Genomic DNA, 25,149 nt, shown 5'->3' on the forward strand with positions numbered 1-25,149 from the left:
TGAATGTATAGATTCATTCCCTTTTTCTACAGCGACAACTGCCGCTAACTTTTGCTTTAAGCTGTATTTTATCCTTTTATCCATAAAAATGCCCCCAAGAAGTGTCTAACTTTTTGGGGGCACTACATTTTAAGCTGTCTTTGTTTATTGACTAGCTTAAATTTATCTACGACCATATCAAATGTATCAGAATCATCAATGGGAACAGCTGGTTTTCCATTCTTTTCGTTATCTCTGATTCTCCTTAATATGTCCCCCTTCAAACCAATAACGGGATCTTTATCATAGATATCCATTAATTTCCGAAATCCTGCTTTTTCCGCAATCAAATTATGCGTTAAGTTGAGCTCTTTCGTATCATTCAGGCCGTTAAAGCTCCAACTATGATATTCTTCTAAATAACCTTTTGCTTTAATTACACTAGGCTCAGATGAATAAAGGAATAATATTTCTCCTTCCTTTAAAATTCCATTTACCAAGTTTGGAGCTCCCAAGTCTGCACCAGCCTCCTGTACAATCCCGTCCTTTCTGAGTCTATTTGCTAGTTCGATAACTTTCTTGGGATTTCTTCTATTTTGATTCTTTTTTACTTCAAAGACTTCATCTCGATAGCTATCTAAATTACCAACTGAACCATCATAAATAGCTTGCATTGAATCTCCAAAAAAACCAACCACCGTTGACTTTTGGCTTTTTTTGAAATCCGTAAGAAATATTTCTACTACAGATGGACTTGTATCCTGGTATTCGTCAATTAGAATAAAAGGATATTTATCCTTTACTATATCACATAACTTGGGATATTTTTTGAATAAATATGAAGATACAACCAACAATTCATCATGCGAAATGATTCCATCTCTCAATCTTAAATAGTCTTTATATTGAATTCCTGGGGAAAATGTATCAAAATAATTATCAGGAAGCGGGGATGGTGTATCCATAGAATGTTGAGAAATCTCTTCACTATTAATCAGAAAAACAAGAGCCTTTCTAAGCTCCTTTTGAAAATTTTTAATACTATCCCACAAAAAATCGTGAATTGTTGAAACATTTAAATTTGGATGATCTACCCTGTCCTCAATTTCTTTTACTGCTGCATTAGTGTAAGTCATGCATGCAATCTTCACAGTTGGGTTTTCAACAATGATCTGTCGTATGACCTGAACAAGGGAATAGGTTTTTCCGCTTCCCGCTCCACCACTTAATAAAAAATTCTTTCCGCCATCGATCAGTTCGAATACTTTCTGCACCTCCATTTCCAATTCTAATCTTCCTTCAACCATAATAAACCTTCTTTAATATATGCGGGGATTTTCCAGTTTGACAAGTTCGAGTCACTTTGATAAATAATGTCCATCGCAAAATGAGTCTTCTTCTTTATGCAGTTCTCCGCTAGAAAATAGGCACTTTTACCATTGTCAAAATGTTCCTTAAGTTTTAGTCCAGCAAAATTTTGCTTATTATCTTTTATAAATCCTTTGTTAATATGAATATAAGCATCTTCGAAACTTCGCGCATTATATCCATCTTCTTCTACCTGATAAACGATGCAAAGGTTACCTTTTCTGTCTATTACCCACTTATCGGACTCTTTTCTCAAGCACTTTCTATCAAAACTTCGATTCGTCAAATCTTCCAAAGAAGGTGAGTCATAAAAATGCCTTATTGACGCATTTGAATATCCTTTCCCTTTAGAAACCTCACAAGAATTCCCATCTTCGCAAACCGCGTCTAAATCCGTAATAATAAGCGTTTTCATTCCAAGAAAATCGATAAATACTTCAAAAACATGAGAGTAAGCCCCAACTTCAACAATTGAGATATTTTGAGACAATAGTGGCAAATATCTATCCGATTCTCCTTCTCCTGAAAATTTTTCTCTTTCCTCGATATCAATTTTCCTCATGAGTGTCGGTATCAAGATCCTTTCGGTATCACCTTCTATTAATATCGCTTTTTCCGCGAAAAAAATCTCTGCTCTACTGATTGTAAGGTATTGGGTCAAAAAATGATAGTACTTGGGATTCTTACTGTATCTTTCACTTAAATCTTTTAAGTTTTTGGCGATGACACCGCTGGCTTCTCTAGTAAGATACTTAATATCGTCAAAATCACTATCTGCGACTATATGGGCTGAATGCGTACTAATTATGTACTGCAATTTTCTCTTAATCCCATCATTTCTTTTTATACCTTCGGATAACAATGCCTTAATATTTTTAATAAAAACATATTGCATTTGAGGATGAGTATGTGCCTCCGGCTCTTCGATGAAAAGCAAATTTATGTCCGCAGGTATCTTTTCTGTTTCTCTTTTGAATTCGTGTACAAGTATCTCTATTTCAAAGATCATGCTTATCAAATTCATATATCCAAGACCGTTATAATGCTCAGGCAGCCGGCTATCTTCATCATGTTTATAAACAACTGTTGTATTACCCTTCAACAATTCTCTATGCTGTAGTGTTGAAATTATTTCTATATCAGATTCATTAATCTTAACTCCGCCAAAGTTTCTAACTTTTTCAACTATTCCATTGAATAACGTTTTGTATATACCACTTAAGTGATCATCGGTCTCGCTTAACTTGTCCTTAAAATCCTCTACAGCCTTATTCTGTTCATCGGGAGATTCCGTCTTTTCATAAATCCTCGAAGTCTGTGTTGAAAGCGTCTTATCAACATCTTTGTTTGTCACATCTCTTCTTGCGCTAATATATTTAAAGTTAATAACATCCTTGATGGATATCTGCTCCTTTCCTAAGTTCAGGAAAACCGATTCATTAACAGTTTTCGTTTCTATATTATATTCTAGGGACTTCCTAATTAGAGAAAAGAAATCTTCCTGTCTATGCTTCAAAAAATCAAATGCACTCTTTGGCTTGTATTTATTGTCCTTTTTGACCTTTTGCTCTTCGCTAGTCTGGAATTTTTTAAAATCGTCTTTCATTTTATGATACTTCCGATATTCTAACGAGTATTCAAATCCCAGCACAATCACATTATTCAGGGGATTCAAGTCCATCATTAGGCGACTTATATTAGAAAGGTTATCTTGTTGATTGTACTCGATGAATAACCTCATTTTTATCCCCAGTGGCTTGTAGTCTTCCTCTGTCATTAAAATAGGATCTTCTATCAATACTTTAATCATTTTCTTGTATTCAGTATTAAAGTCATCAAACGAAAATCTATTTCCGTCAGAAGGATTCAGAAATTTCTCTAGCACCAACAGTATAGAGGTCTTTCCCATATTATTTTTCCCTATCACCAGTGATAGTTCATTCTCTAAATCCATAGAGAAGTTCTTTAGAAGACGAAAATTCTCGATCTCTATTTTAGAAATTCGCATGACATTCTACATTTTATGATCACTTCCTCGTTTTCTGAAACTTGTCCTTTAAGAGCAATACTCAGACAAATTTTTATATTAACTATCAATACCAGCAGAGTACTGGATACTTTGAAACAAACTCACATGAAGGAAAATACTAAGTACTGGAAAGAGTATAATCTCGAAATGCTCCATTTGAGGCTACAACTATTAATTTTGATTGATCGGGTAATAGCAACTTGACATCAACAAACATGACAAAGGAATTAACTTTGGTTAATGTTTTAAGGGAAATAAAAAGCCCATAAATATAGACGGGTCCATATTTATAGGCTTTCCAATTATTACGAATATAGCAATTCTAACTATATACTCCCAAAATAAATTAATATCGCTTATCCTTAGTGTCAAAATTAAAGGCCAGTAAGTTAAACATCGCCCGCATCCTACTCCGCAACCTATTCCCATATACCTCTTCCAGCTCTTGGCTATTCAAATTCGTGGTCACATGCGTGATCATCTTATTGGAGATAAACAGATCATACCGTGACAGCAATACCTCCCCCATTACGTTACAGTTATTCCCCCAATAGTTCACCGTCTGTTCCACGCCCAGGTCATCAAAGCAATGTACCCGCGGCACATTGGTGTACGGAAAAAAGGCGTTGGTGCTATACCGGCTAATAACATCGTACCCGATTTTGCTGAATTCAAAGCTGATCTGCCGGCAGGAGACCATATGCGGCCGGTACGACTCTGGCGCCAGGGCCCTCATAAGCGTCATGAGTGAGGTTTTACCACATCCGATCTTACCGGTAAGGAGTATCCCTTTATGCAGGTCCATCCCTTCCGCAGCAGCTATTGCTTCGTCCTGCAGGAAGTAAGCTAGTAATTTGATCACCACCGGCCGGTCCACATCATCGAGCCAAAACCGGGGACCGTAGATATTCTTTCCATGCTCCTCCAGCTGCTGGAAGAGCTGATAGTAGTCATAGGGGCTCTGAGTAGCTTTTGTTTTCATTGGTGTGGAGCCTTCCTGCCCCGGTTGATGATCTGGTATGTTTGTCATGATGTTCGGGTTTGGGTGGGTGAATGTTGAGTATCCATTTGTGCGCGGCGGCCTGCCAGTCGGTGATCAGCGTTTTGCCGCCCTGCCGCCAGCCGTTGGCCTGGTAGTGGTGGAAGAATTTGTCGGCTTCCACCTCCTGGTACCGGCAGGCGGCAAAGAATTCCTGCACCTCGGACAGCGAGGGAAGAATCCGCGCGGCGCCGGCTGAATTTTCCGCGCCGGGTGCATCCGGATCGCGCGGGAGGTTTTCAGTTTCATTTTTATTTTTTTTTGATGGGGGCGGGCGCCTGTTTTCTCCCTCCCGTTTACTATTGTTTATATGTTTATTAAAGTGGCCCACTTTTGGGCCTGTATGTGACCCAGTTTTAGGCCACGTGTCAGGCCCATTATTGGGCCTCATGTGTGGCCCAGTTTTGAGCAGGTCATGTGGCTCACTTTTGGGCCGCATGGTACCGGTCTTTTCATCCTGGAACAGAAACAGCTGTTCAGGGTGCTGATCGGCAATAAAATCGGCTAATGGGATGATGGAAACGTAGCTGGTGGCGTAGGCTTGCCGCGCCTGTACGTAGATGATATAGTGACAGTGGTCCAGATGCTTTAAGCAACGTACATAGGTACTCCGGGAGCCTATGCAGGAAAGACTCATGACTTCTTCGCGCAGGATGGGAAAAGGATTCTGGAAACGATGATAGTTCCAGACCTGAAACAATGCCAGGTAAAGGCTTACATGATTGGCCTGCAAGCGGGTTTCCTTCCGCACCTGTGCGAAGAAAGCATTTAAGTGTCTGATGTAGTTAGTATGAGCTGCTGGTGCCGGCATCAGGAACGCTTAACTGGTTTCTTGGTGCCTTCCATCAGTTTCAGGATGTCGTCGTACTCGTAGAAGATTAAGCCGCCGATTTTGGTAAAGGAGAGCGTACCATTGATACGCATGTTTTGAAGAGTACCGGGGGAGATACCCAATAGGTCGCGGACTTCGTAGGATTTAAGCCATTTCCGGGGCTGGATGGCGGGAGCGTTTACAAGTTCCCGCAGTTCCCGGAACAGTTCTGTTTTGAAGATCGCCAGATCTTCACGGGTGAGGATTTCTGCTGCCATAAGGTTTGGGTTTGTTTGTTACGGCAGCAAAAGAATAGCTAATAGGGACGCAAGAATAGTTACAGGGGTTTTACAACCCCCTGTAACTTATTGATTACTAAAGGAAAGATTTTAGTATAATTATTTTAATAATATTTGAATCAGCGTGTAATGGAGGAATCAGAATTGTTGAAGGAAACAGTCTACCATCAGGTAAAACGCTACGTTTAGCCCTTTGTGTGACCGGTTGACTAACTGCATCAGGATCTCGCGGACGGATCGGGAAACAGCTGCATTATCATTATAGAAACTATTTCGCAGGCTGTTGGGAGAAATACTATCCTGTTTTACAGAGGTGAAGAAGTAAGAGAAGAAGTCGAGGACTTCCGCCCTGTTTTTATTTACATAAATGCCGTTATCTAACAGTAGTTTGAGAATATGGCCAATTTGCGGCACTGAAAAAATAGTCTGAATCTTAAAATCTTTCCAGCGGCTTAGTTCATCAGGAAGATGGGCGCCTCCTGATGTTACGCTGATTTCCTTGTAGTAAACAATTTCCTCTGCCAGCCATGATTGCATTTTGTTTTGAAGTGGTGGCCGCATGGAGTTGAACACATATGCAGGCTTCAGGGTTGCCTGGCTGATTTTCTTCTGCAGATATATCAGCTGTTCCAGTTTCTCCCGGATGGTAGGATAGTCTTTGAGTTGCGCCGTTATCATGCTTACCCAATATTCAAAGTAGTGAATGTTGTTGAAGTTGATAAACAATAACAGCTCGTGCAGTTTTTGGGGAAAATCTGCCTTGTCGCCGCTGGCGTCCAGCAATTGGAATAATCGTTTATTCATCTCCGTTAAATAGTGTAACTGCTGGTAACTGATCGGGGATGCAGTGTGGTTATTTTTGGTGAGTTCCAGAAATGGCATGAATACCACATGCTGTAACTGTTCATCAACACCGGAGGAAATAAAACCGTCTTTCAGTATCGCCACGTCTTTCTGAAACTTCGCCTGGGCTGTCAATAGGTAAGACGGCGGTACTTTACAGTCAATGTCCAGGTACTTCCCGAATTTCCGTTCGAGATATGCCAGCAGTTCGGCAAGGTTGAGATAGATGATTTTGTACAGATCTGTCCAGGTCTTTTTAGCTGTAGAAATGGAAGTATCCAGTAGGCTCTCTTCCGGCAGGTTGGCCGCAACCAGCTCCATCAAAATAACCAGGTGCTGCTGGCAATGCTGAATAAACCACCCTACCTGCTTCTTTTTACGCAGATCGTAGAGATACCTTCCGGTACGTTCGAGAATGTTGTTTTTTTCGTTAACAATGTCGTCAACGGCTTGTGTGAAAAATTGTTCGTCAGGGTGTTTGCGTTTGTACGATGCTTGTTGGAGGTCAACGTGAATAAATTTTTCAAAAAAGGATAATGGGTAATACTGTTGCATATTGGTGGTTTTAAAATGTGCGCAGTATAATTTTGGTTGCGTAATGGTCTTTCATAAATCACATGATCGGGGCCGGGGTTGTGATACGCTCAGTATCAACAGGGGTTGCAATAAAATGTATCGGGCGACAAGAAGATGTTAACGAATTGTTAATCAGATACTTATCAAAGCTGGCGGGCTTTCCAATCGACCAGCCTTGATAAGTTAAATCTATCTGCTTTAAAAATTAATCCAGTGACAGGAAATTGGTTCGTTATCCAGTTCTTCCATTATCTCTTTGACTATTTCTTTTCTTATACTGATGATTTTTTCCTTTTCAGCATTGCTTAACAAAGAATTTCTTCTTCGATAGCCGGCAAAGCCCGGTGAGCGCATTTTTCTATAGTATGTAGCCTCACTCCAGTTACATTCTTTACAAACCCGTATCCTAAACTTTTGCAGAAAGCTGCCCAGCTCTGTATGAATGCAAAACAAGATATTTTGTTGTATTTCGGTTTCCATAACAAACAATAATGTAGAGGTTAACAAATATTAATCAGTAAATAATCAGGGAATTAAGCCACTGCTACACTCAGCATAGAATCAGGCAATGAAAGGTTAAATCTGTTCTTTAACGCCCTCATGTCATCGCTTACCTTACTGGCTACAATCTTCGCATATATCTGTGTAGTGCGTATGGATTTATGCCCCAGCATGGCGCTCACGGTTTCCAGTGGTACGCCGTTAGCCAGTGTTACCGTGGTGGCAAAGGTATGCCGCGCAGTATGGGTGGTAAGATTCTTCTCTATGCCGCAGAGGTCTGCAATTTCCTTGAGGTATCCGTTAAAACGCTGATTGCTTTTGATGGGTAACAGTACATTGTTAGCAACACAATGCGGATGTTCGCGGTACTTCCGCAGGATCTCTTTAGCCAACGGTAACAGAGGAACGTTTTCACGGCACCAGGTCTTTTCCCTGTTTTTCACAATCCAATCTTCGCCATCGAAGTATTTAGTGATACTGTCAGGTGTCAGCAACTGTGCATCTTTATAAGCGTAGCCGGTGAGTGTCATAAACACATAGGCGTCTTTGGCCTCCTGCAGGCGGGGAATGGAGAATTCTTTATGATACAATGTGCTGAGTTCTGCCACGGTAAGTATATCCCGCTCGGGGTTGATATAGGAACATACATAATCCTGCAAGGGGTTACACTGTAACCATTTCCGCTGGACCGCCAGCTTTAACAGCTGCTTGGTGTTCTTCAGGTATTTCATAGCAGTGTTATCCTGGATACCTTCTGTAAGGGTGAGATAATCGAAGAAATCTTCTGCGAAGGAAAACTCAATTCTTTCGAGGGGAATATCTTTCATTTTCAGGACGCCAGCAAGAAAGGCTGTGATCTTATCCTTTGTGGTGAGCCATTTTTTATAGGTGCTGTTTTCCCGCTTCCCTTTGTCCACCTTTTCTTTGAACTTCCCGTTGTGAAAATCTACAACCTCCAACAGTGTCCGTTTTTCCTGATGAACACCCAGATAGGCGTTTTTAATCATGGTAGGGGTAACGGCTGATCCCTGCTTCTTCAACAGGTTGTAGTGCCGGAGCAGCTCACCTCTGACGTGTTGCAGCTGGTTGTTTATCTCAATGGCTTCTGCTGACTTTCCCATAAAGATGCCGGCTTCTTTGTTGAATTTCGTGGGATCAACTTTGTAGCCCAGTGAAAATCCATCCCGGGGAAAGCCCGTAACAGTAATACGGACGCAGATAGTAGCCTTTCCGCTGGAATTATTGTTATCGTACCGGAGATGAAAGAGGATTGATAAATCTTGACTTACTTTCATAGTCAAATAAGTTTTAGGTTACCGATTTTTGGTTTTGTTTGGTTTGTTTTGTTTCGGTTTGCAAGTCCTAAAACCCTTTACTGATAAGCATCTACCAGAAAAAAGGATACACTAAACTTAGATTTTTTTTGTATCCTTTTTTGTATCCTCGCAGATTCGTTTGATATGATTTATCTTTTCATACCAAAAGCAGAAAAGCCGCATAAATCCTACGATTCAAGCGGCTTTAATTTCCTTTGATGATTTAGTAGTGATCCCGCTGGGACTCGAACCCAGGACCCATACATTAAAAGTGTATTGCTCTACCAACTGAGCTACGGAATCCTTTGCTGTTAAGCGGTTGCAAAAATAGGAATATTTTTATTCCTGCCAAATTTTTATTCAAATTTATTCGCGACCCCGCCACCGCAGACACTTATAACAACAAACTCCCCAAAATAGTTCAGTACATTTCTGTAAATGCCTTATAATAAATTGATGTTACTCACCTATTTTTGTGTCGCTAAATTATACCCATGAATACGTACTTTCAGAATAAGACGGTAGTCATTACCGGCGGATCTTCAGGAATTGGTAAGGCACTGGTCGTTGACCTGCTGGCACAGGGCGCTATCGTAGCGGTGTGTGGCCGTAAGCAGGCGGCATTGGACGCATTGCACCAGGAACTTGGCAGCCAGCAGCTGTTTACCTTTGTGGCCGATGTGAGTGTGGAAGCCGATTGTAAAGCGTTTATTGATGCCACGCAGATGAAGTATGGTAAGATAGATGTGCTGATTAATAACGCGGGGATTTCTATGCGGGCGCTGTTCCGTGACTTGGATATCAAGGTGCTGAAATCGTTGATGGATATTAATTTCTGGGGTACGGTATATTGTACCAAGTTTGCGTTTCCTTCTATTTTGGCGAACAAGGGTACTATTGTGGGTGTGTCTTCTATTGCAGGCTACCGGGGGTTACCGGGACGTACGGGCTACTCTGCTTCCAAGTTTGCGATGCAGGGTTTCCTCGAGGCGCTGCGCACAGAAAATTTACATACAGGCGTTAACGTGATGTGGGTATGTCCTGGATTTACGGCGTCGAACATACGTAATACGGCGTTGAATCCAGAGGGTAATGCACAGAGTGAAACACCGCTGGATGAAGGGAAGCTGATGAGTGCGGAGGCGGTAGCTGCTGCCATCACCAAGGCTATTGCTAAGCGCAAACGTACGCTGGTATTGACAGGCCAGGGAAAGCTTACGGTGTTCCTGAGTAAGATCCTGCCGGGCGTATTGGATGGATTGGTTTTTAATCACTTTAAAAAGGAGCCTGGTTCGCCGTTACAGTAGCAAACAGCCGTTGACGTTAGTGGGAAAAAATTCCGTTCAAAATACGATCGCCTCGGGATTTTTATCGTTATTTGCACTAAGTTCAGCTCGCGTTACCCCGGTGGCATCTTTTTTGGAAGGAAAGCGCGCATTTAACTTGCCATTCTGAAATGAACAAAAGGTGAGAACGGGATTTTGAACATAGGGATTTGGATTTAGATTTTCGGGCATGTCCATCATAACATTAACATCAGACATAGGGATGCAGGATTACCTGGTAGGTGCCATCAAAGGGCAACTCTGGCAATACTGCCCGGAATGTCATGTTACCGACATCACCCATCATATCAGTCCTTTTAACTTACCACAGGCCACTTACATCTGTAAAAGCGCCTTCGCCTATTTCCCGCTGGGCACCTTCCACTTTGTATTAATCAACTTATTCGATAAAAGACCCGATCATGTGCTGGTAGCAGAACATAACGGCCAGTATATCGGTTGCGCCGATAATGGCTTGCTCACCATGATTGTGGGAGGTATGCCGGAGAAGGTGATCAAATTGCCCCTTCCTCCCGACGCGCCTAAAAATACGTTTACCATTTTGCAGCTGCTGGCATCTGCCGCCAGGGAACTAAGCCGGGGCAAGGCCCTCGGTGAACTGGGACCACTCACCCAGCAGATCCAGGTAAAGAACAACCTGCAGCCGCTGGTGGGGGACGACTTTATAGAAGGCCAGATCATTCATATCGACAGCTTCGAGAACGTGGTGGTCAACATCACCCGCCAGCAATTCGATATGCAATGCAAAGGCCGTAAGTTCCGCATCTTCTTCCGCCGCGATGAGGTGATCAGCCAGATCAGCGAAACCTACGCCGATGTGCCGGAAGGTACTAAGCTGGCCATTTTCAATGCTGCCGGCTATCTCGAAATTGCTATCAATAAAGGCAATGCCGCCGGCCTCTTTGGCCTCCAGGGCTTCCGGAGGGAACAGCTGACCCAGCCCGCCGGCTACCAGCAACTGTCATACTACCAAACTGTAAGAATAATTTTTCAATGATCAACCGTATCGTAAAAATGGAATTTGACCCGGGAAAAGTAGCAACCTTCCGGGCCCTCTTCGCCCAACAGCAACAACAGATCCGGAATTTCCCCGGTTGCCTGCACCTGGAGCTCTGGGAACATGACGCCTCCGGGAATACCTTTTTTACCTTCAGCCAATGGGAGTCCGAAGCCGCACTTGAAAACTACCGGCAGTCCCCCCTCTTCCGGGAAACCTGGGCCGCTACCAAGCCACTTTTTAATGCCAAACCCGCCGCCTGGACCGTTACCCAGGCCGCCAGCCTGTAATTCCGGGCAGAAGCCCCTGGATTCTAATGGATTTTTAATATCCCCGCTAACGCAAAACAGGATGCTGAAAACCAGTAGCCAAAGGCTCCCAATTAAAAAGATATTTACAAAAAGTTAAAACTGTTCACCAGATTAGCATAATTTGCTGTTTTTTATATTTTTGTCGGACCTTAAAACAACCTTATGAATTTCAAAAGGACCAACAACATGGTCGGCTGGGTCATTTGCATCATTGCCTGCTTTGTTTACATTAAAACGATGGAAGCTACAGGCAGCTTGTGGGACTGCGGCGAGTTTATTTCAAGTGCTTATAAAGTACAGATCCCCCATCCGCCCGGAGCACCGTTGTTCGTGTTGCTTGGAAGATTGTTTAGTATGTTCCTGAAACCCTCCCAGGCTGCATTGGGCGTAAATACCATGACTGCCCTGGCCAGTGGTTTCACTATCCTGTTCCTCTTCTGGACCATCACCCACTTCGCACGCCGCCTCATGGTGAAAGCCGGGGAAGAAATCTCCCGCGAAAAAATGATCGCCATCATGGGCGCCGGTATCGTTGGTGCGTTGGCTTATACCTTTTCTGATTCATTCTGGTTCTCCGCTGTGGAAGGTGAAGTATATGGTATGTCCTCTTTCTTCACTGCCATCGTATTTTGGGCTATCCTGAAATGGGAGCATGAAGCCGACGAGCCTTACTCCGACCGCTGGATCGTATTGATAGGATACCTGCTCGGTCTGTCTATCGGTGTGCACCTGCTCAACCTCCTCACCATCCCCGCCATGGTAATGGTGTACTACTTCAGACGCTACAAAGTAACCGGCTGGGGTACCTTCTGGGCTTTCGTGATCGGTTGCGGCCTTACCGGTATCGTACAGAAATACCTGATCCAGGACACCGTGAAAGCATCCGGTTATATGGATGTATTCTTCGTAAATAGCCTGGGAATGGGATATTTCTCCGGTTTTATCTTCTACTTCGCTTTAATCACCGCTATACTGATCATCGGTTACCGTAAGCCGAAATTCGCGCTCTATGCACCGTTGATCGTTATCGCTACCATTATATTGGTGCCCGCTTTCAACGATGTGAGCGGTGGTACTATCTTCTTTAAAATAGTACTGGCTGCCCTGTTCGTGGCTATCCCTTACCTCCTCAAAATGGTAGGTGTAAAGCTCGACTTTATCAGAACCACCCACGCCAGCCGCCTGTCGATCCTGTTCGTGCTGTTTATGCTGTTGGGTTATTCTACCTACGTAACTACCATGGTACGTTCTACCGCCAATCCGTCTGTAGATATGTACAACGTAGATAACCCTATCTCCCTGGTAGGTTACCTCGGTCGTGAACAATATGGCGATTTCCCACTGGTATATGGCCAGGTGTTCACCGCACGTCCTACTGAATATAAGGAAGGCGGTAACATCTACGCCCGTGGCGCTAAGAAATACGAAGTAGCCGGTAAGAAAATGGACCCGGTATATGCACCCGATGATATGATGCTGTTCCCGCGTGTATGGGATGCCAGCAACGACCAGGGCCATGCCGATTACTACAAAACCTGGCTGGGACTGCAACAAGGCGAAAAGCCAGGCTTCGGCGATAACATCAAGTTCTTCCTCCAATACCAGGTAAACTTCATGTACTTCCGCTACTTCATGTGGAACTTTGCCGGAAAACAAAACGATACCCAGGGCTATGGCAACGTAAGAGATGGAAACTGGATCTCTGGTATTCCATTTATTGATAACCTGATCTATGGCGACCAGTCCATGATACCGGATAGCCTCAAGGACAACAAGGCACACAACACCCTGTTCTTCCTGCCGTTTATCCTGGGTCTCCTCGGATTCTTCTATCAATATAACAACCACCGCAAAGATACCCTGATCGTATCCCTGCTGTTCTTCTTTACCGGTTTAGCGATCGTTATTTACCTGAACCAGGCCGGCAACCAGCCACGTGAACGTGACTACGCCTATGTAGGCTCTTTCTACGCTTACGCCATCTGGATAGGATTGGGTGTACTGTCTGTATATAATTTCCTGAAGAAGAAAACCAAAAGTGCCCTCTCTCCTGCCCTGGCCACCGCCGTGTGCCTGCTGGCAGTACCAGTGCTGATGGCCTTCCAGGAATGGGATGACCACGACCGCTCTACCAAATACGTAGCCAGAGACGTAGCCAAAGATTACCTCGAATCCTGTCAGCCCAATGCCATCCTGTTTACCGTAGGGGATAACGATACTTACCCGCTCTGGTACGCCCAGGAAGTAGAAGGCATCCGTCCGGATATCCGGGTAATTAACCTCAGCCTCCTCGGGGTAGACTGGTACATCGACCAAATGCGCAGAGCGGTAAACCAAAGCCCTGCCGTGCAAATGTCCTGGACACCGGATAAATACAAAGGCGAAAACCGCAACTACATCCGCTTCTTCGACCCGGGAAATATTCCGGCCGATAAGTCCTTTAACCTGAAAGAAATCATGACCTTCATGGGAAGTGATGATGTAAACAGTAAAGTGACTACCCAGGATGGCGGCTCCGAAAACTTCCTGCCTACCCGTCAGCTGTATGTGCCGGTTGATAAACAAGCCGTACTGGCCAACCATGTAGTAGCAGCGAAAGACAGCGCGAAAGTCCTGCCTTCTATGCCGTTTAAGATCAGCAAAAACTTCCTGTTGAAAAATGATCTCGCCGTATACGATATCATTGCGACCAACAACTGGAAACGCCCGATCTACTTCACCAGCCCAACAGACCTGGGCCTGAACGAATACCTGCAAACAGATGGTCTTACCTACCACCTGGTGCCACTGCCTAAGCAAACCGCACAAGACCCGCTGGGTATGGACATCAACGCTAACGTAGGGGTAATGTATGATAACCTGATGCATAAATTCGAATTCGGTGGCGCACAAACCCGCGGTACCTACTTCGATGAGCCTAACAGGAAAATGATCATGTACCTCCGCCAGGCGTTCACTAAACTGTCGGTAGCCATGACACAGGAAGGCCAATCTAAAGACAGCGCCCTCAACGTGCTCCGTTACATGGATAAAAACATCATGGAAACTAACTTCCCTTATGCGATGACCACGCCAGGTAACATGCACAACTACACTTCCATCCAAACCATCTATGCTTACTACATGGCTGGCGATGCGAAGAGAGCAGAAGAGCTGTCGGCCAAAGTGGTGAAGGATTGCGAGCAACAGTTACGCTACTACGCTTCCCTCCCTGCCAGCAAAATGACCAACGACTTACAACGCGATGGCCAGAATGCGCAGCAGTTCATCACCTGGTTAGGCCAAATGAAATCTGACTTCGGTGTAAATGGTACTAAGAGAAATAAAGAAGGATTAATCCAGGTAAATACCCAGGAAGATTCCAACGGTACCAAGGCGCCTGATTCCGCTAAGTAATTATTTTATATAGAAAGAGGGAGGCCCTCACGCTGTAGCGTGAGGGCCTCCCTCTTTCTATATAAGGACTATTTCTCCCACAAAGCCTCATTCAGCTCATAGCTGGCACTCCGCCCTCCCGCTGTTGCTTTTATCAAAACAGACAAATCCAGCAATTGCTGAATATCCCGAAGCGCTGTATCCTGCGAACACTTCGCAATCTTTGCCCATTTGGAAGAAGTCAGCTTTCCTTCAAACCCGTCCAGCAGCCTGTTCAGCAGCAGTATTTGCCGCTTATTGAGCACTTGTGTAACTGGATTTTTCCAGAAGTGAGCTTTTCTGATAACGGTAGTTAATATTTGGTCAGTAGACATTAACGCACGATCCAGGCATTGCAGGAACCAGGTCAGCCAATCCGTTATATCCAACGTTCCCTGTTGCGTACTTTCCAGGATATCATAATAGCTGTTTCTTTCTATTCTTATTTGAGCCGACATGCTATAAAACCGTCGCGCACTTTCATCAGCGCGGGCCAGCTGCATATCTGTTATTGCTCTTGCGATTCTTCCGTTGCCATCATCGAAGGGATGGATTGTTACAAACCACAAGTGCGCGATGGCAGCCTTTATCACCGGGTCTTCTGCTGCCGGTGCATTAAACCATTCTAAAAATCCGGTCATTTCAACATCGAGCTTATCAGCATCAGGCGCCTGGAAATGTACTTTCTCCCTTCCCATCCCGCCAGAAACCACCCTCATAGGATCCTCTTTGGGATTGTTTCTCCAGCCACCTATAAAGATTTTGTACATACCGCTATACCCTGTTGGGAACATGGCAGCATGCCATCCGTATAGCCGGTCGGCGGTAAGTAGGCTGTCATAATGTTGAGTGGCATCGAGCGTCATTTCCACTACGCCATCTACGTGCCGGTCGGCAGGTACCATACCTGCCATATCTATTCCAAGCTGCCGGGCTATGGACGAACGCACCTGATCAGGGTTAAGTACTTCCCCTTCTATTTCACTGGACTTTACCACCTCCAACGTCAGGTTTGTAAGCGTAGCTTCTGACTGAAGGGCTGAGCTGAGGGCTTCCATATGCCCCAACAACCGGCCCTGGCGGTGGCGGACAGCCACCAACAGCCGATACACTTGTTCTCTATTCCACTGAAAGTGAGGCCAATCCCTTAATTGATGTATGTAACGTGCCATACCCCAATATATCATTTATTCTCCGCAAAACATGCGGTGAATAGACACGTCTTTCTCCGCATCACCTATCTAAAACAAAAATCCGGAAGCCATGGTACTACCCATGACCTCCGGACAATATCTTCGCGAAGCGTTAGGAACTACAGGTTGCTCACCATCGTTCTCCAGAAAGCAGCGCTGGCTTTCACTTCTGGTACGTTGTTATCCCAGTTGTATTCATATTCTGCAGAAAACAGCCCTTTGAACTTCTGGTTTTTCAGTGTTTCCAGTACTTTAGGCATCTGGCTTACACCGTTACCCCATACTACGTCGTGAGATTCAGGTGATTTATTATCCAGGTCTTTGAAGTGCAGGCTTACAATATGACCGTCCAACTTCTTGATGCACTCTACCGGATCCAGGCCGGAACGTACCCAGTGACCAATATCAGCGCAAGCGCCCATCAGCTTGCTTCGGCCTTTGATAGCCGCCAGCACGATGTCGGGGTTCCAGTAATGACTAGGTTTTGGGTGGTCGTGGATAGCCAGTTTGATCTGGTATTGGTCGCACAGGGAAGAAATCAGGTCCAGGTCTTCTTCTTTAGGTTCAGAAGTGATGCTCTGGATACCCATCCTGTTGGCAAAATCAAACAGCATACGCCATTCCGCCGCAGAAGTAGGCACTACTACGCCAAAAGCCATCAATACCTTGTGTTTCTTTTTAAACAGCGCTTTTACCTGCTCCTGTTTTTCGGGCGACATATGGTAATCAAATTTACCTTCAATACCGCCACCGATGGTTTGTCCGGGAAAAGCTTCCACATACTGGATACCGCAGCTATCCATCTTATCCAGGGCCTCCGCCAGGGTAAAATGATTGAATGTCCATGCCTGCGCTCCCAGTTTCCAGCCCAATGCATCAGCCCTGCTTTGTGCAGCCGCGGATTTTGCAAATAATGCAACTGCCAGGCCGCCCGCCAGCATCAATGCATTTCTCAGTTTTTTCATATAGTTATTTTTTTGATGATTGAAAGTAATTGCTTTCAAGGTAAAATGCAAGTTTTCGGAGAAGAAATTACCCCGTGGCCTATATCGCCGGCAATTGTTACCATGTGGTCACTTTTCTCTCCCCCCTTTCTTCATTCCCGTAAAAGTGGTAAATTTAATCCAGAAGACGTGCTATGAGAGGAATACAATTTACCAGGTTCAACCCGGACGATAACAAGAAAACACCCTTCCAGAAACTACTGGACCTTTTCACCCAACTTCTTACCTACACCAGCGGGGATGTGACAGAAGCACTGCAATGGCTCACCGAGCTGGATAACCAGTACCAACTCACCAACCAGGAGTATGGTATAGGCGACTTTATAGAAGAGTTGAAAAACAAAGGGTACATCCGCGAAAACGAGGAAAGCGGCGAAATAGAAATCACTTCCAAGGCAGAACAAACCATCCGTAAAAATGCCCTGGAAGAGATCTTCGGTAAACTCAAAAAATCTGCGACCGGCAACCATAATATCCGCAAATCGGGCATGGGCGATGAACTCAATGCCGAAACCCGCCCGTTTGAATTTGGCGACGGGGTAGATCAGCTGGATATTACGGCCTCTATCAGGAATGCCCAGATTAATCACGGTATCGACAGCTTTTCTATTCAGCAGGACGACCTGGAAGTGAAGGAAACCGACTTCAAAACCCAGACGTCTACCGCCCTCATGATCGATATTTCCCACTCCATGATCTTATATGGAGAAGACAGGATCACGCCGGCCAAAAAGGTGGCCATGGCGCTGGCGGAACTGATCACCACCCGGTATCCCAAAGATACCCTCGATATCATCGTTTTTGGGAACGACGCCTGGCAGATCGAAATCAAAGACCTGCCCTACCTGCAGGTAGGCCCCTTCCACACCAATACGGTAGCCGGACTGGAACTGGCCATGGACCTGCTGCGCCGGCGGCGCAATCCCAATAAACAGATCTTCATGATCACAGATGGTAAACCCACCTGTTTGAAGATCGGGTCACAATATTATAAAAACAGCTTTGGCCTCGACAGGAAGATACTGAACCGCACCCTGAACCTGGCCGCACAATGCAAAAAATTAAAAATTCCTATCACTACTTTCATGGTCGCTACCGACCCATGGCTGCAACAGTTTGTACAGGAATTTACAGAAACCAATAACGGTAAAGCCTTCTTTTCCGGGACCGATAAACTGGGACAATTCCTTTTCCGGGACTTCGAAAACGGGAAAAGAAAGTTCTATTAAACATATATCACTCGTAAATATCTCAGATGAATACCAGTATAAAAACATTAGGCGAGCTCAAAAAAAGTGGCTATAAACCAGTTTCCGTAAAAGAAGAGATCAGACGTAACCTGATTAAAAAATTACAAAATAAGGAAAGCACCTTCCCCGGTATCATAGGCTATGAAGATACCGTAATTCCTGATACTGAAAGAGCCCTGTTATCCAGGCACAACATACTTTTCCTCGGTTTACGCGGACAGGCGAAAACCAGGATGGCCCGGCAAATGACCGACCTGCTCGATGAATACATTCCCATCGTGGAAGGCTCGGAAGTAAACGATGATCCATTTCATCCACTGTCCCGCTATGCGATTGACCTGATTGCTGAACTAGGCGATAAAACACCCATCGCCTGGGTGCACAGCAGCGCAAGGTACGGCGAAAAGCTGGCTACACCGGATGTTTCCGTGGCCGACCTGGTGGGTGATATCGACCCGATCAAGGCCGCCAACCTGAAACTCAGCTACGCCGATGAACGCGTAATCCACTTCGGCATCATTCCCCGCTCTAACCGCGGTATCTTTGTGATCAACGAATTGCCCGATCTGCAGGCCCGTATACAGGTATCGCTCTTTAATATTTTACAGGAAGGCGATATCCAGATCAGGGGCTTTAAAGTGAGAATGCCACTGGATATCCTGTTCGTATTTACCGCTAACCCGGAAGACTATACGAACCGTGGCTCTATCGTTACGCCGCTGAAAGACAGGATCGAAAGCCAGATCATTACCCACTACCCTAAAACCATCGAAAACGCCCTGCTGATCACCGAACAGGAAGCCGATATACACGATGACCAACAGGCCAAAGTGCAGATTGCCGATATGGTGAAACGTCTCATAGAACAAGTATCTTTTGAAGCACGCACCAGCGAATACGTAGACAAGAAAAGCGGAGTATCTGCCCGTCTCACTATTGCCGCTTACGAAAACGCGGTGAGTGCCGGGGAACGCCGTGCCATCATCAATAAGGAAAAGGAAACACAAGTGCGCATTGCGGATCTGCAAGCCATTATCCCGGCTATCACTGGTAAAATAGAACTGGTATATGAAGGAGAGCAGGAAGGCCCGCTACAAGTAGCCCATAACCTACTGGATAAATCGATCCGCACCCTCTTTGCCACCTATTTTCCCAATCCCGACTCCTTTAAGAAAAAGAAACAGAACGCTCCCGCGGAAAATCCATACCGCAGCGTGATACAGTGGTTCGACAAAGGCAACGCCGTACAGCTGCTCCAGGATATCAGCGACAAACAATACGAAGCCACCCTCTCCCGGGTAGAAGGACTCAAGGAACTGGTGAAAGCCCGCTTTCCCAAAGCCAATAACAAGGAAGCGCTGCTGCTCATGGAATTTGTGCTCCATGGCTTATCGTCCTACTCCCTCATCAGCAAGAAAGTAGTGGAAAATGAAACCCGCTTCAGCGACCTGCTCGGTACCATGATGAATTTCGCGTTGGGCGGCGATGGCGACGGGGAAGAACCGGAAGAATAAATATTACCTGGTTATATTTTTAATAGAGAGAAGTTTATAGAGACTTCTCTCTGTTTTTTAGGATGATACCCCATACAACCGTTTTTCACAAAATCATCATGAAAGATGAATATCCTCGCATTTTTTCCTATTTTGTATTATTAATTGTCATTTTAACAATTCCACAAAACGTTTTATTACATGAACAATTCCCGTAGAAACTTTATTAAATCCGCCTCCACGTTAATGGCGGGTGCCGGACTGGTAGCAGCCCTCCCATCTACCCTGAAAGCGGCGGTAGCGCCGAGCGACCGGCTCAATGTGGCCGCTATCGGCATCAACGGTATGGGCTGGGCGGACCTCACCTCCATGCTGAAAAATCCGGCGGCCCAATGTGTGGCCCTTTGCGATGTAGACCAAAACGTGCTGGACAAACGCGTAGCAGAACTGGCGCAAAAAGGCATCAAAGTAAAGGCGTATTCCGACTATCGCAAGCTGTTGGAAGACAAAAGCATTGACGCCGTAGTAATTGGTACCCCCGACCACTGGCATTGCCTGCAAATGATCGACGCCTGTGCCGCTGGCAAAGATGTATATGTAGAGAAGCCAATGGGTAACTCCATCATTGAATGCCGCTCTATGGTGGCTGCCCAGCAAAAATATAACCGCGCCGTACAGGTAGGGCAATGGCAACGCAGTCAACAGCACTTTAAAGACGCCATCGAGTTTGTACATTCCGGCAAGCTCGGTCAAATACGCCTGGTGAAAGCCTGGGCCTATATGGGCTGGATGAAATCGATCCCTGTGAAGCCCGACGGTACGCCTCCTCCAGGCGTAGATTACAAAGCCTGGCTGGGCCCCGCTACTACCCGCCCCTTCAATGAAAACCGCTTCCACTTTAACTTCCGCTGGTACTGGGATTACGCAGGTGGACTGATGACCGACTGGGGTGTGCACCTCCTGGATTATGCCCTGCTGGGTATGCAATCGGCCGCACCTAAATCTATTATGGCTGCCGGTGGTAAATTTGCCTATCCCGATGATGCGGCAGAAACACCAGATACCCTCACCACCGTATATGAGTTCGATGGCTACAACATCCAGTGGGAACAGGCTATCGGCATTGATGGCGGCCCTTACGGGCGTGATCATGGTATCGCTTTCATCGGCAACAACGGTACGCTGGTATTAGATCGGGGTGGTTGGGAAGTGATTCCGGAGAAAGGAAAAATGGAAGCCGTGCCCAGGCAAAAATCTGTGGACAATGGCCTCGACATGCATACTACCAATTTCATAGAAGTGATAAAATCACGCAACTTTACAGACCTGCACGCGCCGGTACAGGTAGGCGCGCTGGTAGCCACCACCGCGCAAATGGGCAACATTGCCTATCGCACCGGGAAAAAAATCTACTGGGATGCCAGTGAGGGCAAATTTACCGACCGCGATGCCAACAAACTGCTGGCAGCCGCTTACCACAATGGGTACAAACTGCCTAACGTGACCGTATAAACGAAAGTAACCTTACCTGATCATCTCTCTAAAAAAAATAAAAGCACCGTATGCGCACCTTATTATTCGCCGCCTGTACCCTGCTCTCGGCAACCGCCCTGGCACAGAACAACGGGCAGATGAAGCCGGAAGAAACAGAAGTATGGGAGCCGGTTCCCAAAGTAATTACACCCGGCACGGAAGTCCTCACCGCGCCTTCCGACGCCATTATCCTGTTTAATGGCAAAAATCTCGATAACTGGGAAGCCGAAAAAGGAGGCCCGGCCCAATGGGAAGTGAAAAACGATATCATGACGGTAGTAAAAGGCACCGGCGTGATCAAAACCAAACAACAGTTTGAAGATTTTCAACTGCATATCGAATGGCGCACCCCGGCAGAAGTAAAGGGAGAAAGCCAGGGCCGCGGCAACAGCGGTATTTTTATGCAGGAGTATTACGAACTGCAGGTATTGGACAACTACAACAACCGCACCTACTCCAATGGGCAGGCTGGCAGCTTCTATAAACAAAGAATTCCGCTGGTAAATGCCTGTAAAAAGCCGGGCGAATGGCAAACCTACGATGTGATCTGGACTGCTCCCCGGTTCAATGAAGACGGCTCGTTGAAATCGCCCGCCAGGGCTACCGTATTGCAAAACGGCGTATTGGTGCAGAATAATGTGGAACTGGATGGCTCAACGCAGTATATCGGCAAGCCTTCTTATGTAAAGCATGGCCCTAAGTCCATTGCGTTGCAGGATCATGGTAACCCGGTAAGCTACCGTAATATCTGGATCAGATCATTATAAACATAAAATAACCGGCTTTTGGCAGAGACGTTTATCCCGCCTTTACCAAAAGCTGGTTTTATACGGCTCAATGCGTTACGGGCTCTATATTCAGTGATAAATATACCGCATCACTGATAGGATTATCGTAATAAGCTGCTATCGGTTCAAATCCGAGGGAAGTATATAAATCAATGGCCGGGCGCATATGTGCCAGGGTATCCAGCAAAATACGCTTGTAGCCCAGCTTCCGGCTCTCCTCGATGGCTGCACTGGCCAGCAGTTTACCTACGCCATGTCCTTTATAGGCATCTTTTACAAAAAGACGTTTCATTTCTGCAATGCTGTTATCAAACGGCCGCACCGCTACACAACCCGCCAGTTGTCCGTCTACCAACGCGAGAAACAACGCTCCCTTGGGCGCTACATAAACACCTGGCAAACTGGCCAGTTCTTCTTCAAATCGCTGAAAACTTAGGTCAACATTTAACCAATTGGCATATTCGCGGAAAAGTAGCTTCACCTGGGCCAGGTGCTGGGTATCTTCGGCGGTTACTTTAATAATCTCTGTCATAACCCCTTCTTTTAAATGGTATATAAAACGCAAGAAGCCTTCTGCATGCAGAAGGCTTCTTGCTTGTATTGTTCGTGGGAAACTTTCTTTTTAGTAGAAGTATTCCCTATATCATCTTATGATCAATTACGCAGTGTAATGTAATTTCTTAATCATGGATAAATATCATGCCTTCTGTAAATCATCGTCCCTCAATGCGGGGGATGCAATATAACCTTTTACATCGACATTTGCATCACTCTTAAAATAAATCTTTATTAATACTGAAACTGGCTAGCAGTAAGGGGTTGGAAGAGCGAGCAGGGGCTCGCAAAGGGAGTAAGGAGCAAAGTCGCAAAGGCATTTTGTCAAAATATGAGCACTTCAGGAGCTTATAAATTTCTTTGCTGCTTTGCTCCTTAGCGTGAAAAAAAAAGAGCTGCATCGCTGCAGCCCTTTCAGATTCGAGGTTCGAAGCGGATTCGAACCGCTGTACGAGGTTTTGCAGACCTCTGCCTAGCCACTCGGCCACCGAACCATCTTATCAAAATGTTCGCCGTAACTCCCCCACTGGCGTACATCTCATTCGTTTTGTGGGATTGCAAAAGTAGTGAATTTCTGATAACTGCCAAATATTATTTAAAAAATATCTAAAAAATATTTTGATAATAAGGCAGAACGGTGGAATATTGAGGCGGAAAACCTGGAAACTTGACTTATGACAAAATAAAAAATTAGTACCATGGATAATCAACGTATTGCTGAATCAGAGCTGATCATCAACAACCGCGGAGCCATATATCACCTCGATGTAAGACCGGATGAACTGGCTGATACTATCATCACTGTAGGCGACCCGGATCGGGTGGGATCTGTCAGCAAACACTTCGATAGAATAGAAGGCAAATTTCAACACCGTGAATTCGTGACCCATACCGGGTACATCGGCCATAAACGTATCTCTGTAGTATCTACCGGCATCGGTACTGATAATATCGACATTGTACTCAATGAACTGGATGCTTTAGTCAATATTGATTTCAATACCCGGCTGGTAAAACCGGACCTTACTTCCCTGAAAATCATACGCCTGGGGACTTCCGGCGCACTGCAGGAAAGCATCCCGGTAGACAGCTTCGTGGTTTCTTCTCACGGATTAGGCCTGGATAACCTTATGCCTTATTACGCATTTGAAAATACCACGGCAGAAAAACAACTGCTGGAAGCCTTCCGCGGACAAGTATTCCTGCAGCCCGGCGGCGCCAGTCCCTGCCTCTTTGAAGCCTCCGCAGCACTGCACAATCATTTCAGAGATGGTTTTCATACAGGCATCACCGTTACCTGCCCGGGTTTTTATGCCCCACAAGGTCGCGCTTTAAGAGGCACGCTGGCTAATCCCAACCTGATCGACAACCTCACCGGGTTCTCGTACGAATCGCATCGCATCACCAACTTTGAAATGGAAACCTCCGGTATTTACGGTATGGGACGCGTACTGGGCCACCAATGCCTGTCTATCAGCGCTATTGTAGCTAACCGTATCCGCAAGGAGTTCAGCAAAGATGGAGGCGCCGCGGTAGCCGCACTAATTGAAAAAGGATTGGGTATTATCGCCACCCTCTAAGGGATACACGCATCGCTTATTTTTTTATCTTTGTTCCATGAACAATATCCACTTCTATAAATACCAGGGAACCGGCAATGATTTCGTGATCATGGACAACCGGAATGGACAATACGACTGGCTTACAGACGAACAGGTGAATGAACTCTGCGACCGCCGCTTCGGCATCGGCGCAGATGGACTGATGCTGCTCAACAAAAGTGAAGACTACGATTTTGCCATGAAATACTACAATGCCGACGGCCGCGAAAGCAGCATGTGCGGCAATGGAGGCCGCTGCCTCGTAGCCTTCGCGCACAAAATGGGCGTTGGCGATGGTAACCTCTACTTCACTGCTGTAGACGGCGAACACGAAGCCACTATGGACGGCGATAGCTGGGTAAACCTGAAAATGCAAAACGTGGATGATGTAGAACATGGCCCGCTTTACTATTATCTCAACACCGGCTCCCCGCACTTTGTAAAATTTGTGGAAGATGTACAGGCGGTAGACGTATTCAATGAAGGTCGCGGTATCCGCTACAACGACCGCTTTGCGGCCGTGGGCACCAACGTCAACTTCGTACAGCCATTCGAATCCGGCATTTTTGTACGCACCTATGAAAGAGGCGTAGAAGATGAAACCTACTCCTGCGGTACCGGCGTAACCGCCGCCGCACTCACTTTTGCAGGTAAAGAAGAAAAAGAATACGTGGTACCCGTACAAACTTTGGGCGGTCAACTGGAAGTACGCTTCACCAAAACCGGCGAACGCACTTTCGATAACATCTGGCTCTGTGGCCCCGCTACACTGGTGTTTGAAGGCGATATCACTGTAAAATAAATAACTATCCAACCGTTTTTGCCCCCGCCTGGTAGCGTGGGGCAGAAACGGCTACTCTCCCACTACCCGGACGCTGTTTACACCAGGCACCTATCCAAAGA

The 25,149-nt window shown here is 45.6% G+C and carries 21 protein-coding genes and 2 tRNA genes; 10 read left to right on the top strand and 13 right to left on the bottom strand.

All coding sequences use genetic code 11. The features are described 5' to 3' along the window. Positions 1 to 122: 122 nt before the first annotated feature. The 9 genes from HGH91_RS25640 to HGH91_RS25680 all read right to left on the bottom strand — a co-directional run bounded on the left by HGH91_RS25640 (position 123) and on the right by HGH91_RS25680 (position 9,064). The gene (locus tag HGH91_RS25640; RefSeq protein ID WP_168741770.1) at positions 123 to 1,286 is read right to left on the bottom strand and encodes a UvrD-helicase domain-containing protein; all 1,164 of its coding nucleotides are present in this window, start codon (positions 1,284 to 1,286) and stop codon (positions 123 to 125) included. Next, positions 1,268 to 3,355 carry an ATP-dependent nuclease gene (locus HGH91_RS25645; protein ID WP_168741772.1) on the bottom strand — a complete coding sequence of 696 codons (2,088 nt, stop codon included), beginning with the start codon at positions 3,353 to 3,355 and terminating at the stop codon, positions 1,268 to 1,270. The genes HGH91_RS25640 and HGH91_RS25645 overlap by 19 nt, the downstream gene beginning before the upstream one ends. A gap of 367 nt (positions 3,356 to 3,722) precedes the next feature. Then, positions 3,723 to 4,406, bottom strand: coding sequence for a hypothetical protein (locus HGH91_RS25650; protein WP_211092433.1), 684 nt, complete (start codon positions 4,404 to 4,406; stop codon positions 3,723 to 3,725). After that, the gene (locus HGH91_RS25655) at positions 4,327 to 5,226 is read right to left on the bottom strand and encodes a hypothetical protein (protein ID WP_168741773.1); all 900 of its coding nucleotides are present in this window, start codon (positions 5,224 to 5,226) and stop codon (positions 4,327 to 4,329) included. Before HGH91_RS25655 ends, HGH91_RS25650 begins: the two co-directional genes overlap by 80 nt. After that, positions 5,226 to 5,504: a helix-turn-helix domain-containing protein gene (locus tag HGH91_RS25660; RefSeq protein WP_078668340.1), complete on the bottom strand. Its 279-nt coding sequence runs from the start codon at positions 5,502 to 5,504 to the stop codon at positions 5,226 to 5,228. The genes HGH91_RS25655 and HGH91_RS25660 overlap by 1 nt, the downstream gene beginning before the upstream one ends. Positions 5,505 to 5,663: 159 nt before the next feature. After that, positions 5,664 to 6,923, bottom strand: a complete 1,260-nt coding sequence (locus HGH91_RS25665) for a hypothetical protein (protein WP_168741775.1) — start codon at positions 6,921 to 6,923, stop codon at positions 5,664 to 5,666. 219 nt (positions 6,924 to 7,142) lie between these two features. Next, entirely contained in the window at positions 7,143 to 7,424 is a 282-nt protein-coding gene (locus HGH91_RS25670; protein WP_168741777.1) for a hypothetical protein, read from the bottom strand. Positions 7,425 to 7,477: 53 nt separating this feature from the next. Then, positions 7,478 to 8,740, bottom strand: a complete 1,263-nt coding sequence (locus tag HGH91_RS25675) for a site-specific integrase (protein WP_168741780.1) — start codon at positions 8,738 to 8,740, stop codon at positions 7,478 to 7,480. 251 nt (positions 8,741 to 8,991) lie between these two features. Then, positions 8,992 to 9,064 (bottom strand) — tRNA-Lys (locus tag HGH91_RS25680). 191 nt (positions 9,065 to 9,255) lie between these two features. Between HGH91_RS25680 and HGH91_RS25685 the strand changes: the two genes are divergently transcribed. From HGH91_RS25685 to HGH91_RS25700, 4 genes are all read left to right on the top strand, one after another. Then, positions 9,256 to 10,068 carry an SDR family oxidoreductase gene (locus HGH91_RS25685; protein ID WP_168741782.1) on the top strand — a complete coding sequence of 271 codons (813 nt, stop codon included), beginning with the start codon at positions 9,256 to 9,258 and terminating at the stop codon, positions 10,066 to 10,068. Positions 10,069 to 10,276: 208 nt separating this feature from the next. Beyond that, positions 10,277 to 11,104 (top strand): S-adenosyl-l-methionine hydroxide adenosyltransferase family protein, encoded by an 828-nt coding sequence (locus HGH91_RS25690; protein ID WP_168741783.1) that lies wholly within the window; start codon positions 10,277 to 10,279, stop codon positions 11,102 to 11,104. Then, positions 11,101 to 11,394 carry a putative quinol monooxygenase gene (locus HGH91_RS25695; RefSeq protein WP_168741784.1) on the top strand — a complete coding sequence of 98 codons (294 nt, stop codon included), beginning with the start codon at positions 11,101 to 11,103 and terminating at the stop codon, positions 11,392 to 11,394. The genes HGH91_RS25690 and HGH91_RS25695 overlap by 4 nt, the downstream gene beginning before the upstream one ends. A gap of 183 nt (positions 11,395 to 11,577) precedes the next feature. Continuing rightward, a complete protein-coding gene (locus tag HGH91_RS25700; protein WP_168741785.1) occupies positions 11,578 to 14,811 on the top strand; it encodes a DUF2723 domain-containing protein in 3,234 nt (1,077 codons plus the stop codon). 68 nt (positions 14,812 to 14,879) lie between these two features. Here HGH91_RS25700 and HGH91_RS25705 read toward each other — a convergent pair whose 3' ends face one another. Both HGH91_RS25705 and HGH91_RS25710 read right to left on the bottom strand, forming a co-directional pair. Further along, the gene (locus tag HGH91_RS25705) at positions 14,880 to 16,001 is read right to left on the bottom strand and encodes a Fic family protein (protein WP_168741786.1); all 1,122 of its coding nucleotides are present in this window, start codon (positions 15,999 to 16,001) and stop codon (positions 14,880 to 14,882) included. Between the two features lie 140 nt (positions 16,002 to 16,141). Further along, complete coding sequence (locus HGH91_RS25710) at positions 16,142 to 16,987, bottom strand: sugar phosphate isomerase/epimerase family protein (RefSeq protein WP_168741787.1); 846 nt, start codon at positions 16,985 to 16,987, stop codon at positions 16,142 to 16,144. A gap of 173 nt (positions 16,988 to 17,160) precedes the next feature. Between HGH91_RS25710 and HGH91_RS25715 the strand changes: the two genes are divergently transcribed. The 4 genes from HGH91_RS25715 (at position 17,161) to HGH91_RS25730 (ending at position 22,069) form a co-directional block, all read left to right on the top strand. Beyond that, positions 17,161 to 18,255: a vWA domain-containing protein gene (locus HGH91_RS25715; RefSeq protein ID WP_145670824.1), complete on the top strand. Its 1,095-nt coding sequence runs from the start codon at positions 17,161 to 17,163 to the stop codon at positions 18,253 to 18,255. 26 nt (positions 18,256 to 18,281) lie between these two features. Next, complete coding sequence (locus tag HGH91_RS25720) at positions 18,282 to 19,790, top strand: sigma 54-interacting transcriptional regulator (protein ID WP_168741788.1); 1,509 nt, start codon at positions 18,282 to 18,284, stop codon at positions 19,788 to 19,790. Between the two features lie 180 nt (positions 19,791 to 19,970). Then, positions 19,971 to 21,281 carry a Gfo/Idh/MocA family protein gene (locus tag HGH91_RS25725; protein WP_168741789.1) on the top strand — a complete coding sequence of 437 codons (1,311 nt, stop codon included), beginning with the start codon at positions 19,971 to 19,973 and terminating at the stop codon, positions 21,279 to 21,281. A 50-nt stretch (positions 21,282 to 21,331) separates the two neighbouring features. Beyond that, entirely contained in the window at positions 21,332 to 22,069 is a 738-nt protein-coding gene (locus tag HGH91_RS25730) for a DUF1080 domain-containing protein (RefSeq protein ID WP_168741790.1), read from the top strand. Positions 22,070 to 22,136: 67 nt separating this feature from the next. Here the strand turns inward: HGH91_RS25730 and HGH91_RS25735 are convergent, their stop codons facing one another. Beyond that, positions 22,137 to 22,622, bottom strand: coding sequence for a GNAT family N-acetyltransferase (locus HGH91_RS25735; RefSeq protein ID WP_168741792.1), 486 nt, complete (start codon positions 22,620 to 22,622; stop codon positions 22,137 to 22,139). Positions 22,623 to 23,068: 446 nt separating this feature from the next. Then, positions 23,069 to 23,139, bottom strand: a tRNA-Cys gene (locus HGH91_RS25740). 204 nt (positions 23,140 to 23,343) lie between these two features. On the opposite strand from HGH91_RS25740, the gene HGH91_RS25745 reads away from it, so the two are divergent. Both HGH91_RS25745 and dapF read left to right on the top strand, forming a co-directional pair. Continuing rightward, positions 23,344 to 24,225: a nucleoside phosphorylase gene (locus tag HGH91_RS25745; RefSeq protein WP_168741793.1), complete on the top strand. Its 882-nt coding sequence runs from the start codon at positions 23,344 to 23,346 to the stop codon at positions 24,223 to 24,225. Positions 24,226 to 24,262: 37 nt separating this feature from the next. After that, positions 24,263 to 25,048: a diaminopimelate epimerase gene (gene dapF, locus HGH91_RS25750; RefSeq protein WP_168741795.1), complete on the top strand. Its 786-nt coding sequence runs from the start codon at positions 24,263 to 24,265 to the stop codon at positions 25,046 to 25,048. Positions 25,049 to 25,149: the final 101 nt, after the last annotated feature.

It is taken from the genome of Chitinophaga eiseniae, from assembly GCF_012641265.1.
GTDB lineage: Bacteria > Bacteroidota > Bacteroidia > Chitinophagales > Chitinophagaceae > Chitinophaga > Chitinophaga eiseniae_A.

Bases quoted from the DNA above. Each gene is read 5' to 3' on its own strand.
- HGH91_RS25690 (WP_168741783.1), top strand. From the start codon at position 10,277: ATGTCCATCATAACATTAACATCAGACATAGGGATGCAGGATTACCTG.
- dapF (WP_168741795.1), top strand. From the start codon at position 24,263: ATGAACAATATCCACTTCTATAAATACCAGGGAACCGGCAATGATTTC.
- HGH91_RS25745 (WP_168741793.1), top strand. From the start codon at position 23,344: ATGGATAATCAACGTATTGCTGAATCAGAGCTGATCATCAACAACCGC.
- HGH91_RS25645 (WP_168741772.1), bottom strand. From the start codon at position 3,355: ATGCGAATTTCTAAAATAGAGATCGAGAATTTTCGTCTTCTAAAGAAC.
- HGH91_RS25660 (WP_078668340.1), bottom strand. From the start codon at position 5,504: ATGGCAGCAGAAATCCTCACCCGTGAAGATCTGGCGATCTTCAAAACA.
- HGH91_RS25695 (WP_168741784.1), top strand. From the start codon at position 11,101: ATGATCAACCGTATCGTAAAAATGGAATTTGACCCGGGAAAAGTAGCA.
- HGH91_RS25670 (WP_168741777.1), bottom strand. From the start codon at position 7,424: ATGGAAACCGAAATACAACAAAATATCTTGTTTTGCATTCATACAGAG.
- HGH91_RS25685 (WP_168741782.1), top strand. From the start codon at position 9,256: ATGAATACGTACTTTCAGAATAAGACGGTAGTCATTACCGGCGGATCT.
- HGH91_RS25640 (WP_168741770.1), bottom strand. From the start codon at position 1,286: ATGGTTGAAGGAAGATTAGAATTGGAAATGGAGGTGCAGAAAGTATTC.
- HGH91_RS25735 (WP_168741792.1), bottom strand. From the start codon at position 22,622: ATGACAGAGATTATTAAAGTAACCGCCGAAGATACCCAGCACCTGGCC.
- HGH91_RS25730 (WP_168741790.1), top strand. From the start codon at position 21,332: ATGCGCACCTTATTATTCGCCGCCTGTACCCTGCTCTCGGCAACCGCC.
- HGH91_RS25710 (WP_168741787.1), bottom strand. From the start codon at position 16,987: ATGAAAAAACTGAGAAATGCATTGATGCTGGCGGGCGGCCTGGCAGTT.
- HGH91_RS25700 (WP_168741785.1), top strand. From the start codon at position 11,578: ATGAATTTCAAAAGGACCAACAACATGGTCGGCTGGGTCATTTGCATC.
- HGH91_RS25725 (WP_168741789.1), top strand. From the start codon at position 19,971: ATGAACAATTCCCGTAGAAACTTTATTAAATCCGCCTCCACGTTAATG.
- HGH91_RS25720 (WP_168741788.1), top strand. From the start codon at position 18,282: ATGAATACCAGTATAAAAACATTAGGCGAGCTCAAAAAAAGTGGCTAT.
- HGH91_RS25715 (WP_145670824.1), top strand. From the start codon at position 17,161: ATGAGAGGAATACAATTTACCAGGTTCAACCCGGACGATAACAAGAAA.
- HGH91_RS25655 (WP_168741773.1), bottom strand. From the start codon at position 5,226: ATGCCGGCACCAGCAGCTCATACTAACTACATCAGACACTTAAATGCT.
- HGH91_RS25665 (WP_168741775.1), bottom strand. From the start codon at position 6,923: ATGCAACAGTATTACCCATTATCCTTTTTTGAAAAATTTATTCACGTT.
- HGH91_RS25705 (WP_168741786.1), bottom strand. From the start codon at position 16,001: ATGGCACGTTACATACATCAATTAAGGGATTGGCCTCACTTTCAGTGG.
- HGH91_RS25675 (WP_168741780.1), bottom strand. From the start codon at position 8,740: ATGAAAGTAAGTCAAGATTTATCAATCCTCTTTCATCTCCGGTACGAT.
- HGH91_RS25650 (WP_211092433.1), bottom strand. From the start codon at position 4,406: ATGACAAACATACCAGATCATCAACCGGGGCAGGAAGGCTCCACACCA.